The organism is Streptomyces sp. NPDC060027, from assembly GCF_042737005.1.
In the GTDB taxonomy this organism is placed as follows: Bacteria; Actinomycetota; Actinomycetes; order Streptomycetales; family Streptomycetaceae; genus Streptomyces.
On sequence record NZ_JBHWVI010000073.1, the window covers coordinates 24,698 to 35,771 of the forward strand.

At 68.7% G+C, this 11,074-nt stretch carries 8 protein-coding genes; 2 read left to right on the top strand and 6 right to left on the bottom strand.

All coding sequences use genetic code 11. The features are described 5' to 3' along the window. Nucleotides 1-7 precede the first annotated feature (7 nt). Nucleotides 8-865 carry an ECF subfamily RNA polymerase sigma factor, BldN family gene (locus ACFWBT_RS19830; protein ID WP_385701977.1) on the bottom strand — a complete coding sequence of 286 codons (858 nt, stop codon included), beginning with the start codon at nucleotides 863-865 and terminating at the stop codon, nucleotides 8-10. A gap of 44 nt (nucleotides 866-909) precedes the next feature. Next, the gene (locus ACFWBT_RS19835) at nucleotides 910-1,470 is read right to left on the bottom strand and encodes an RNA polymerase sigma factor (RefSeq protein WP_385701963.1); all 561 of its coding nucleotides are present in this window, start codon (nucleotides 1,468-1,470) and stop codon (nucleotides 910-912) included. Nucleotides 1,471-2,097: 627 nt separating this feature from the next. On the opposite strand from ACFWBT_RS19835, the gene ACFWBT_RS19840 reads away from it, so the two are divergent. Both ACFWBT_RS19840 and ACFWBT_RS19845 read left to right on the top strand, forming a co-directional pair. Then, nucleotides 2,098-2,664 (top strand): hypothetical protein, encoded by a 567-nt coding sequence (locus ACFWBT_RS19840; RefSeq protein WP_385701965.1) that lies wholly within the window; start codon nucleotides 2,098-2,100, stop codon nucleotides 2,662-2,664. Then, the gene (locus ACFWBT_RS19845; RefSeq protein WP_385701968.1) at nucleotides 2,661-3,602 is read left to right on the top strand and encodes a hypothetical protein; all 942 of its coding nucleotides are present in this window, start codon (nucleotides 2,661-2,663) and stop codon (nucleotides 3,600-3,602) included. The genes ACFWBT_RS19840 and ACFWBT_RS19845 overlap by 4 nt, the downstream gene beginning before the upstream one ends. A gap of 137 nt (nucleotides 3,603-3,739) precedes the next feature. On the opposite strand, the gene ACFWBT_RS19850 is transcribed toward ACFWBT_RS19845, so the two are convergent. The 4 genes from ACFWBT_RS19850 to ACFWBT_RS19865 form a co-directional block, all read right to left on the bottom strand. Next, nucleotides 3,740-7,048, bottom strand: coding sequence for an NACHT domain-containing protein (locus tag ACFWBT_RS19850; RefSeq protein WP_385701969.1), 3,309 nt, complete (start codon nucleotides 7,046-7,048; stop codon nucleotides 3,740-3,742). Next, nucleotides 7,045-7,395, bottom strand: coding sequence for a trypco2 family protein (locus ACFWBT_RS19855; RefSeq protein ID WP_385701970.1), 351 nt, complete (start codon nucleotides 7,393-7,395; stop codon nucleotides 7,045-7,047). Before ACFWBT_RS19855 ends, ACFWBT_RS19850 begins: the two co-directional genes overlap by 4 nt. A 135-nt stretch (nucleotides 7,396-7,530) precedes the next feature. Beyond that, nucleotides 7,531-9,015, bottom strand: a complete 1,485-nt coding sequence (locus tag ACFWBT_RS19860) for a hypothetical protein (RefSeq protein WP_385701972.1) — start codon at nucleotides 9,013-9,015, stop codon at nucleotides 7,531-7,533. Then, nucleotides 9,012-10,475 carry a hypothetical protein gene (locus tag ACFWBT_RS19865; RefSeq protein WP_385701973.1) on the bottom strand — a complete coding sequence of 488 codons (1,464 nt, stop codon included), beginning with the start codon at nucleotides 10,473-10,475 and terminating at the stop codon, nucleotides 9,012-9,014. The genes ACFWBT_RS19860 and ACFWBT_RS19865 overlap by 4 nt, the downstream gene beginning before the upstream one ends. Between the last annotated feature and the right edge of the window lie 599 nt (nucleotides 10,476-11,074).

An 11,074-nucleotide genomic window follows, 5' to 3' on the forward strand; every position in this document is an offset into this window, starting at 1 on the left:
CACTCGGCTACTTCCTCTCGGCGTCCAGAATCCGGGCCAGCCCCCGCACAGCCCGGTACTGGAGGGCCCGGACCGCACCCTCGTTCTTACCCATCACGCGGGCCGTCTCCGCAACAGGGAGCCCCTGGAGGAATCGCAGAGTCGCGCACTCCTGCTGCTGCGGGGTCAGGCGCCGTACGGCGTCGAGCAGCGCCATGTTCCAGAAGGCCTCCAGGACTCGGTCTTCCGGGGAGCACTCGACTCCGGCTGCGTCGAACAGCTCGCCGGTAGTCACCTCCAGGCGGAAGCGGCTCGACTTGAAGTGGTCCACGACGAGGTTGCGGGCGATCGTCACCAGCCAGGCGCCGAAGTCACGTCCCTGCCAGGTGAACGATGCGATGCGCCGCAGAGCGCGCAGGAACGTCTCGCTCGTGAGGTCTTCCGCGGTCTCTTTCCCGCCGACACGGTAGTAGATGTAGCGGTACACGGTGTCGCTGTACCGGTCGTAGAGCTGGCCGAAGGCGTCGGGATCGCCTGCCTGGGCTTGCTCCACCAGTTTCACGATCCGGGCACTGGCGCTGTCCGGGTCCATGGGGCGCACGGTGCTCACGCCGGAGTCCTCGGCAGGCCCGGCGGAGCCTTGTCCGGCTCCGAGAGCGTGCGCCTGGTGCGTGTCCTGGACTGGCAACGAACGGGATCCGGTCGGGCAGAGGGTGCGGGTCGCTGCCGGGGGGTCTGCGCTCAGATCACCGGTGGCAGTCGCATCCGTGCGGACACGTGCGGCGGCAGACAGGGCCTCGGCGGCTGGGCCGGCGTACTGCGGCGAGTGGACGCGGGCCAAAAGGCGCTGGAGGCGATCGGCGGTTGCCGCCTCATCGGACCACATCTCCTCGAGTGCGCGGTGCGCCTGCCCAAGACGCTCTTCGACACTCATGTGCATCCCCCTTCCTCTTTGTCTTTGTCTTCGTCTTCGTCGTGCATCCGGGTGAGGCTGGCCAGCGCACGGCAGACGAGGGAGCGGGCCGAGCTGGGCCGCACCCCCATGACCTCACCTATCGCCTCATAGGGCAGGTCGAAGAACCGGCGCAGCACGAGGGCTTCACACTGCTGTTCAGGGATCCGGCGGAGCATGGCCAGCAGGTCGAGCCTTTGGTCGCATCCCGCTGTCGCGTCGTCCTGGTGTATGCGGTCGAAGAGGACCGGGTCGGTCGGCTCCCCGATCCTCAGGTGCTCTTTGTAGGCCGTTGCGTAGCGTTGCCGGGCCACGGTGAACAGCCACGCATCCTGTCGGGGATGGTGATGCAGGCTCGACCACGAGCGGAACGCTTCCTCCAGGGTCATCTGGGCCGCGTCTTCGAGAAGGCTTTCGCGCGCTCCGAGGACATAGAGGTAGCGGCGCAACCGCGGCTCGTACTGCATGAAGAACGCCTCGAACCCTTCTGGAGGCGGCCTCCCACAGCCCTCACTCGGGGCGGGCTCCACGACCGTCACCGGCCGTCCCGCCCATCAGCCGTATCTGAGGACAACGCCGTTCGGACGTCCATGCTGCTCTGCCCGCCCGGATTCACCCGTACATGAAGGCGACTGCCGGGCGGCAGACGCTCCACCAACTCCACCAGGACGTAACAGCGTTCCCGCTCCACGTGCATCCGGCTGCGTCCGCGCGCCCACGCCCCCAGCAAATGCCACAATTCTGCCCGCCCGCCGCGGCGTGCCATCCATCCCGCGGCTGCGGCCACCGTCGCAAGGACAGGAGCCACTTCGTGTAATGCGTCCACACTCGCCTCCACTGTCTGCATCGGGGCCCTTCGGGCAGGCCCTCACCACAGAAAAGCGTTGGCAGGCCCAAAACGCTGCGCCCTCCGAGCGGTTACTTCGAATCCCCTCGCACCAATCACCCCATCCGTCCGCCGGTGCACCGCAGGACCGTCGAGCCTGTGACCACACGACCGGCTCGGGAGAGGCCGTGGTTGGCTCCCGACGCGCGCGGCACTCAACTACCCACCGGAAAGGCCGGGTTGCAAACGGGCTCTTCGGTAAACGAGCCACGCCCCAGTGACCTGGTCCGTAGGCTTTGCGACGGAATCACTGGAATCTTCCTGCATGGGCTGAGACACCGTGGACACTGCGACTCTGCTGCTGCTCGGCGCCGCGGGCGGAGCTGTACGCGGGATCATGCACGCCTACGACTGCATGACCGAATGGCTCAACAGGCGCCAGCAGTACCGGCTTGCTCCCGACCCCGGCGCTGAAGGGCCGCCTGCGTTCGGCGCGTTCTACGACGTTGGGGGCGAGTCCATCGCCGCCGTGGTGCACACCGTCCTGGGAGCCCTGGTAGCCGGACTGCTGGGGACGTCGGGACAGGTCAGTGGCGGCTTCGCAGTTTTCGCCGCCGGAGCATCCGCGCCCCTGGTCCTCGTCCAGCTCAAAAACTCCCGCCTGGCCGAGGCGGTTCTCGGGGAAGGCGCCACTCCCGCAGCCACGAGTGCCACGCAGCCGGCCGACGCAGCAGGCAACGGTCCGGGACAGGTCCTGCACAGCACCCGAGACACTCCGCCGACGCAGCGCACCGCCACCAGTACATCGTTACCGCCAACACCGGACAGCCCGCCCTCATCCCGTCCTTCCCCGCAGCCAGGCAGGGCGCACAGACCGTCGGCCGCGAACCAGGACGGCACCGGATGACCCGGCCCAGCCTGCTGCGCCGGGCCGCCGCAGCCACCCTCGGCACCACCGCGCATCCCACCCGAACCACCGCACTGACCCCCGCCCTGGAGCTCCGCCTCGCGCGCAGGGCCGCAGCCGCCGTCATCGGCATCCGCTCCTACTCCCACCAGACTGCCGAGCGAGCGGCAGCAGCCGGCCCGTCCCCCCCAGTCGGCAACTCCCCCAAGCCGTCGAGAGTCTGGGAAATCCGCCGCCCGACCGACAGCACCACACGCCGGTCCATCCTCACCGCACCACCACCGCAGGCCGAGAAAGCCACAGCCACCGCCCCTGCGCCCACGCACCGCGACAGTCCCGGACCAGACCCATCGGACTGGCTCACCGTCGTCCTCGATCCCGCGTCACCCGTCGTGATCGGAAAGAGCGACACCCCGGCGCAGCAGCACCGGCCGCGCCCCACCCTCGCGCTGGCCGCGACGGCCGCCGTCCTCGCCATCGCCTTCACCGCATTCGGCTACCAACTCCGCCCCTTGGTCCACCGGCAGACCCCCTCACACTCCGTGGGCAGTAACAAACCCTCCCCCACTCCCGTCGTGAACGGAGACGTGCCAGAGGCCTACCTCGGCAGCTGGAGCACCACCATCACCAACGCCCCCGGCGAGAACACCAGATCACTCGTCATCAAACAGGGCCACATCGGCGACGACGTACTGATCCTCGTCGCCGACGGCCCCGCCGGCAACGACACCTACCACTGCGTGTTCACGGCGTCCCTGACCGCCGCACCGAGCGGCACCAGCCGACTGAAACTCGGCCCGAGCACCGTCACCTCCGGCACTCCATTAGCCTCCTGCGCACCGGGTGGTACCTCGACCCTCATCCTCAAAAACGACAACAGCTTGCGCCGCACGATCGACAGCAGCGGAGAAGCCCTCACCTACACCCGCACCCGATAGCCCATACCGCCCTACACGCACACGGCGGGGCCTACTTGGGGTGTGCTGGCCTATCGGGCCCTGAGCGCGCAGGACGGAATCCAAAGAAGCCGGAGTCGTGGACGTCGCTCTTTACGTGCGGGGTGGGTGCAAGCGCCTCAGCCCCATTTGATCCGTTCCCTGGGGAAGCTTTCGACGCCGCGGACACCCGAGTGGTTCCGTGGCACGCCGAGGAGCTGTATCCGCAGGTCCGGCGCGTGCTCGAGCCCCGTCAGATCGGCTTCCCAGCCGAGCCCCGCAACACCGAGCGTGAGCCGGCGCAGGGCCGGGAACGCCGTCGGCAGGCGCGTCAGATCGATCTCCTTGACCCCGTGATCTGCGTGAAGCATGAGGCCGAGGTGCTTCACTCCGCCGTGGCCGAGGCCTGAGGGCATTGTGAATTGCCGCGCCGCGCACGAGACGGACAGCTGCGTGAGGGCCGGCAGATCACCGAGCGAGTGGATCCCTTCCACCGCGGAGCCGGTGAGCCAGACCTGGGCCAGGCTCGTCCACTCGGCCACATGCGCCGGCCAGTCGAGGGGCATGGACGTGAGCGCCAGATCCCGCACGCCGGGCAACGCAGGCAGGGTGAACCGGAACCTCTCGTACTGCCGATGCGGCATGAGAATCATGGAGGCGATGAACAGCGGGTCACTCGTGGTCGGAGCGATTCCGAGAAGAAGGCTGGTCAGCCCCTGCGCCTCACGGAGAAGGTCGAAGGATTCGGTTTCCTTGAGAGCGGTGGGCGTCCAGTTCAGCAAGCTGGTCCGATGCCTGTTGGCGAAGGAGACGACCTCTGCGAGAGGCATAGCCTTTCGCACCGTCAGGCCCTCGACCGAGCCCAGAACGAGTGCCTGGCCGAGCTGTTGGGTCGAGTCGGCCCACAATCGGGAGACGTCCAGACCGGCGAGTACGGCATCGGCGTATTCCTGGCCCGGGCAGTTCTCCCAGATGCCGACCAGTACGGAGGCAAGCTTCTTCCGCTGCTCGAACGGCATCTGGGACAGGAAGGCGAGAGCTTCGGAGCCGCCCAGCCTGCCAGCCAGCTGGGCGGCGCTGCGGCAAAGGTCCATGTCCTGCCAGTCAAAGTCACGCTGCAGGGCAGAGAGCAGGTCGGGCCCTACCGAGGCGTACTGGTCGGTCTCGTGCGGGAGACCGTCCTGCGACCCGGCGGGCTGTGCAAGGGCCTTCTCCGGCCCCGAGGCAAGTGCCTTGTTCTCTTCGTTCGCCGCGAGCCGGAACGTTTTGGCGACCCCCGCGATCAGGGACCTGCGGTCCTCCTCCTCCATCTGCACCGCGTAGGGAATGCACGATGCCGCAGCCAGGCGCATGCGCGCGCGCTGCTTCCCGTTGGTCACCAGGCGTGCCTTGCGCCGCATCTGGGCGACGAACTCACGGGTGTCGGCAAGATTGCACTGGCTCATGGCGAAGCGCAGGACGTCGTCCCACATCTCCTCCCCGGCGTGGCCTGCGAGTTGCCCGAAGGAGCGCTGGGCGACCAGATCTGTGGCTGCGAGGTAGTCCTGGAAGGTGCGATGGCTGAAGCGCAGGGTGTCCTCGGCCGGGGCGACGAGAAGCCCGCTCCGCTCGTGCAGGGCCTTGCGGATCTCACTGGGGGTGTGGGCGCTGGCTTCCCGTCCCAGACTGGGCAGCCGGCTCTGCACCTTCTCGTCGAATCGCGTCAGGGTGATCTCCCGTTCGCCTTCCGCCGTCAGGTAGCCGGCGATCCAAGAGAGAACCGCTCGGCGTTGATCGATGTCCAGGCCAGGGAGCGGCTCGGGCACCTCACGGTCCGCGTCGCGCAGCCCGAGCATCATGTCGACGGTCCGCGCGTACAGCTCCTGCCGGAACCGCGGGAGCCGGGTGCCGTGCACCTCGTGAAGCTTGCACAGTACCGCGCAGAGCAGTGGGGTCGCGGCGAGCGCGGAGAGATCCGATGATGCATTGATGTGGCGGGTCAGAGAAATCTCGTAGGCGGAGAGACGGTCGATGCGCCGGTCGCGCTCCTCATCACCGAGCCGTGACGAGTGCACCCCGAGGATCGCCGCCTGGTGCCACTTGTGAATGAGCTCCGCCCGCTGGTCGGCGTCGAGTTCAACGAGCTTGAGCTCCACGAAACCGAGCCTGGCAGGAGGGGACCAATGCTGCAGCGCCTCCGGGCGCCCCGTGACGATGACATGCAGGGCAGGGAACTCCCGCAGAAGATCGCTGATCCAGCGCAGCACGCCGTCCCGGTGGCCCTCCAGCACCTCGTCGAGGCCATCGACGAGCAGGAGCGCCCGCTCTTGCTCAAGCATCCGGCGAATCCACCCGTCCGGCGGGGCGAAGTCACTCGCCATCCCGCTGAACTCGAGGAACTGCCCAATCCGCGGCGGAACTCCGTCCCGTCCCTCGATCCGTTTCCATCTCGGCGCGTACATGTCGCGCAGGCGCAACAGGAAGGGAATCTGGTCGTTGAACGGTTCGAGTTCCCCCTTGCACGAACCTCGCGCCATGGAGACGGCAAGCCACTCGAGCAGGGTGGACTTCCCCGCCCCCGGGCTGCCCCGCAGCAGAAGCCGCGTGTTCTTCGCGATGAGGGGCTCAACAGGTCTGGTCTGCTCCGCCGTCGACGACAGGCGCCGCGAAGGAACGCCCGCACGCAGACTCACGTACGCGTGGTCGATGCTGATGTCGTCCGTGAGATGGCCTTGGAGCCCGAGCCCGAACAGTTCGATGTGCCCGTAGCGGCGGATCGTCTCACTGCGGTACGTGTCCAGGAACGCGGTATCGCGAGCGTCGGACTCGGTAACCGGCGGTGAAGGCCGGACGCGGAACAGCGCGTCAGCGAGCGGTGCCTCCTCGAACAGGGCACTGATAGGACTCGCCTCGAGCCGGGAGTGGTTCCAGCCCGTGGAGTCGCGCACGACGACACCGATCAGCCACCGGCCCGCATGGAACACCGGTGCACCCGACATGCCGCTCCACGGTTTCGGACCCGCCGGCGGGTATCCGTCAAGTTCGAGGGAGAGGTAGCCGTGGTTGTCCGCGCTGTTGGGTGCCACGCGAAACGCGGCCTCGAGCGGGGCGACGCCGGCAGTCACCCGGGTCATCACCGCGGGCAGACCCAGGGCCGAGCAGTCACCGAAGCGCGAGTCGGATCCCAGCTCGCGCAACGCCACGTTCGCCAGCTCTCCCGGCGCGGCCAGGTCCTCGGCCGTGACGAGTACCGCGATGTCCTTCTCGATCCGTACAACCTCGGCGGTCGTCGCGCGCAGGGTATGCAGTCGGCAGACGCGCAGATCCTCAGCCGGGACGCCTGCGACCACATGACCTGCCGTCACGACCACGCGGCTGTTGAGGAGGTACCCGCTGCCGCGCACCTGGTCGTCGCTCGTAGTGAGTGCGACCAAGTAGAGGCGGCTGGGGTGGCGAACGGCAGCGCTCATCGGACGATGCGGTGGCCGGACTCGGTGTTACGGATCTCGGGGCTCTCGCCGGTGGCGGCCGATACGGGAGTGAGGTTGAGCGTCACGCGATGGGTGTTCGCCGTAGACCGCTTGCGCTCCGCGTCGGCCGTGACGACCCATGCCTTGATGCCGCCCTTGGCAGTCCGGTCGCGGGTCAGCGCAACAGTGAACTCGAGCTGGATCGGGCCCATTTGGAAGCGAAGGTCCGAATCGGGGTCGGATGCGGCTGCCTCGGTGATCTGTGCACGGAGAGCCCGCACGGCAGACACCAGGTCGACGGGGGCCTCAGCAGGACTGTCGTACGGCTTGCCGCGAGAGAACCACATCTCTTCAACTCCTTGCACAGCCACAGCATTTGGGCCACATCATGATGAGCCCCGCGATCTGGGCGAGCAAGACCGTCTTTTGCAGCGCTGGTGCCGACTGGGAACGAGCGAGTCTTGGCCACCTGTGCAGCGTGATCATGTCGGCGGTGTTGCGCCGTCGTCCCGCACTGCGGACACTTCGTGCCTGGGCATCACGTGCCGCTGCCGGGGTGGGCAGAACGCAGCCAGACCGTCGCCCGGCCACAGGGCACGCCCGGCTTCCGCCAAGGCCAGTTGCCTGCCAACCTCGACCAGGACCTCGATCCGGTCGGCGGGCCCCCACGTCCGATGCCGCCCGACCGCCGGATCGTACGCCTGGACTCGGCTGTGGGGACCGGAGCACACCAGAGCACGGGCGAGATTGGGCAGGCCCAGGCTGAGGGCGTCGCATGCGCCGCCCTGGATCATCTGGAGCAGGTCTGCGGTGACCGCCTCCCAGTCGCCGACCTCCGGCCAGCGCGCGCCGCCGTCCAGTTCGTGGGAGAGCGTGGACAGCGGCACGATCTCGCCCGGCCGACGGCCGCGGGTAAGGCGGTCGTAGATGCGGGCGCCGTCGGGTTGCCGTACGCGCGGGTGGAGCAGGGAGGCTGCGACCACGAGCGAGGTGTTGATCTCCTGGGCAGCGGCCGGGTAGTAGGCCTCGTGGGCGAAGAGCAGGTACACCTGGCGGGCCAGCTCTTCGGGGCCGTCCTGGGGCATGAGCGGTTCCTCCTTCATCGGCGCGATGGGCGTCGAGTGGCTGGCTGGGTGGCGGGGCCTGGGCGGATAGGGGCCCAGCGGCTCCGGTACGTCGGCCCGGTCGTGCCGGACGGACGCTGCGCCACCCTGCGTGGGCGCGACGATGTGGCGGGTCTGGACGGCGAGTTGCAGCATCAACTGCTCCCGGGCGATGAACTCGCCGGAGGCTGAGCGGGTGTCGTGTCGCTGGAGCAGGTCCGCTGTGTCGAACAGCTGGTGGTGGCCGGTCTCGACGGCGTGCCCTACTTCGGGGTGGTCGCTGCCGGCGGCTGCCCGGACGAGGCCAGCGTGCAGAGCGGCGAGGCGCTGCAGGTAGCGGCAAGCTGCTTCGGCCTCGACGATCCGGACGTTCTCGCCAGCACGGGCCTCGAGCGGGTCGCTCAGGTGTTCCACGAGGAGCGGGGCCAGGGCGGATGTCGGCAGCACAAGCACGAAGGGGACGCCTTGGAGGATCGCGAGGACGGCCGCCAGCAGAGCAAGGACCGCGACGGCGGCTGCAGCGGTCCGTACGGCCACCGGGCCGAGACGGATCCGGCGTGCGGAACTCCTGGCCAGCCAGCGCAGGCAAAGGCGCTGGGTACGCGTCGCGACCGGAGTGAACACAGCGATCCGGTGGGGCTGTTCGGGCAGGCTGCCGTCGGCCGGGACGCTCCAGTCGATCCACCCCCATCCGGCCTGCTCCCGAATCAGGACCGGCTCGTAGCTGGCCTCGCAGCCGGATCCGGAGCAGACGTGGCCACCGCGCACCGCGCGGGACCGCTTCTTCTCCCATCGCTTGGGCTGCTGCCCAAACGGGCTCAACCGGTGAGCGATCCCGGATATCGGCAAGGCAGGGGTGGTCATGGTGTGCTCCGTTCCGGCAGGTAGGTGGATGCGGTGGCGCAGGTGGTGCAGCGGCCGTCGCTATCGGGGTGGGCGCGGCGGGGCGTCGGTCCTGGGCAGGTTCGGCACAGCGGCCAGCCCAGGCAGGCCGGGCAGAGGTCTTCGCCGGAAGCGGTGCCCGGTACTCCGCAGCTGGCGCACTCGGCGAGCGCCCGGTAGGTCAGGGCCTCGGTCACCGTGCGGGCCGCGCACGCCGTGGACCGCCGCTCGGTCACCAGCCTCGAGGGCGGCTCGTCCTGCAGGACGTGGTCGCGGTGATGCAGGCCGTCCAGTGCGGCGGGCGGCGGGTAGGCCTGAGCGGCCTGCAGACGGGCGGCAATGATCGCGCCGACCGACGTGCGCACCGGATTCGGCAACGGCCGGTCGGTGATGACATGGCGCAGCTGCTCACCGCTCCAGCCGGACCCCATCATTCCGGTGACCACGCGGCCCTGATCGGTCAGCGCCTTGCCGGTCAGCAGGAGTTCGGGACGGCTCGCTCCAATTTCAAGCAGCAGCCGGGTCCCTGGATGCATCTCGTCTGCTGGGTGGGCGGCCGGCAGGAATGCCGGCATGTCCGGCTGACTCGCTCCCGTGGGCGTCGCGACGTCGGCGCGGTCGCACGGACGGAGGGGGCTGGTCTTCTGCTTCGTGGTGTTCTTTCTGTTGGTGTTCTTAGCGGGGCGATGAACCGACGTCGGGTTATCCACCGGTGGAAAACCCGACATCGGCTCGGACCTGGTGCTTTGCAGGATGGGCAGGTCGGTGATGACGTACGCTGCCGCGCCGAGGGTGCCGTCGGGGTTGCGCTCGCGTTCCCGGAACAGGAAGCCGTGCTTCTCCAGCTCCTTCAGCCCGCTCTTGACGGCTGCCTGACCGTCCCGGCTGCAGCGCGCCAGGTCCGCGACGCTCATCCGCCATCCGTCCCTGTGCGTGCTGATGAGCCCGAACAGGCCGCGGGCCTTGAACGACAACCGTCGGTCGCGGAACAGGCCGTTGGCGATCTGGGCGAACTGATCCGCCGCCATCACCCCACGGCGGATCCCCGCACTGGAGCCGGCTGCCGACCTGCTCGGCAGAGCGGAGACGAATGCCGTGCCCTCTGTCTGCGCGAGTGCGGTGTCGAGGGACGCCGGGCGGTCCGTGATCGAGTAGACGATCTCGCCGAGCGTCCCGTCGTCGTGCCTCAGCTGGTCGCGGACGAGGTAGCCGTGCCTCTGCAGTTCGCTCAGGCCGGCGCGCACGGCGTCCCGCCCGTCCGGTCCAGCGCGCACGAGATCGGCAACCGTGACGTACCAGCCGGTGACGTGGGTGCTGATGAAGCCGAAGATTCCCTTCCCCTTGGAGGAGAGCCGGGGATCGCGGAGGAGGCCGTTGGCGATCTGGGTGAACTGATCCGCCGCCATCACCCCGCGGCGGACCCCCGCCCCCAAGCGGCTCATCGTGCTGCCTCGCCCGCCATGAGCCCGCGGCGACCCACGTCCTGGGGGAGCGCTACGAACCCGAGGGGTCCGGGGCCGCCACGTGAGGAGCCGTATCCGAGATCCATGCCATCAGCTCACCGGGCATCCCCGACCAGGCTGACGGCCACAACCCCCGACCATCGGTCACGATCCGACACCATGCGCACTGGACTGCCATGGTCGGGCTCATGGTTGGGCCGACCACAGGCGTCCCCCGCGCGCGCTCGAGGGGGATGAGCAATCGCGGTTGCGCAGCGTGGCACTCATTGCGCAGGTGGATGCGCAATGCATCCGAAGTCCTGCGCAGTAGGGCAGGTACGGGCGGCTGCGCAGAGCTGGCCAGGCAGCGTCGGCTGCGGACTCGGCCATGCAGTGCGCAACAGTGTTGCTGCGGTCTCTCACGGGTTCGATGCGCGTCCCGATCCGTCGCCGGACTGTCCGTCTGGGCCTGAGGGCTCGCGGCTCGCTCCCCTTCCTGCCGTTCTCAGGGCGGTGGCATGCCTCAGGGGGCGTGGGGGGGGCGCGAGGGGGCGGGCCCCCCCAGGCACCCCCCCGGGTTTTTGTGCAAAGAGAAAAAG

What these genes read in the sequence shown, in the direction of transcription:
- ACFWBT_RS19830 (WP_385701977.1), bottom strand. Translation starts at nt 865, where the DNA reads ATGTGGTCCGATGAGGCGGCAACCGCCGATCGCCTCCAGCGCCTTTTG.
- ACFWBT_RS19845 (WP_385701968.1), top strand. Translation starts at nt 2,661, where the DNA reads ATGACCCGGCCCAGCCTGCTGCGCCGGGCCGCCGCAGCCACCCTCGGC.
- ACFWBT_RS19850 (WP_385701969.1), bottom strand. Translation starts at nt 7,048, where the DNA reads ATGAGCGCTGCCGTTCGCCACCCCAGCCGCCTCTACTTGGTCGCACTC.
- ACFWBT_RS19855 (WP_385701970.1), bottom strand. Translation starts at nt 7,395, where the DNA reads ATGTGGTTCTCTCGCGGCAAGCCGTACGACAGTCCTGCTGAGGCCCCC.
- ACFWBT_RS19860 (WP_385701972.1), bottom strand. Translation starts at nt 9,015, where the DNA reads ATGACCACCCCTGCCTTGCCGATATCCGGGATCGCTCACCGGTTGAGC.
- ACFWBT_RS19865 (WP_385701973.1), bottom strand. Translation starts at nt 10,475, where the DNA reads ATGAGCCGCTTGGGGGCGGGGGTCCGCCGCGGGGTGATGGCGGCGGAT.